Source organism: Pseudoalteromonas sp. GW168-MNA-CIBAN-0100 (genome assembly GCF_040309225.1).
Taxonomy (GTDB): domain Bacteria; phylum Pseudomonadota; class Gammaproteobacteria; order Enterobacterales; family Alteromonadaceae; genus Pseudoalteromonas; species Pseudoalteromonas arctica.
Genome location: NZ_JBEOOL010000942.1, coordinates 1 through 245, shown reverse-complemented (window position 1 = coordinate 245; position 245 = coordinate 1). Strand labels below are relative to the sequence as shown.

General features: G+C 38.4%; 1 protein-coding gene. It reads left to right on the top strand.

Translation table 11 applies throughout. The features are described from left to right. A partial coding sequence (locus AAEY62_RS24115; protein ID WP_502935569.1) for a mechanosensitive ion channel family protein occupies positions 1 to 245 on the top strand: 245 nt, incomplete at both ends.

The following is a 245-nucleotide window of genomic DNA, read 5'->3' as shown; positions in this document are numbered from 1 at the left end:
CCCTCAATTAGCGACGCCGAAAAACTTATCGAAGAAAAGCTCGGAGGGTGGTTTGATGTCGTTATAAGCCATATTCCTAATTTTATTGTGGCAGTTATTATTGTCATTCTATTTTCTATGCTGGCTCGCTTTGCCGGTAACTTAATGAAAAACTTATTGCGCCGCTCCCTCGATTCAAAACAGATAGCTGATTTAATGGCTTCTATATTTAAAGTGCTGATATTAAGTGTAGGAGTGTTTATAGC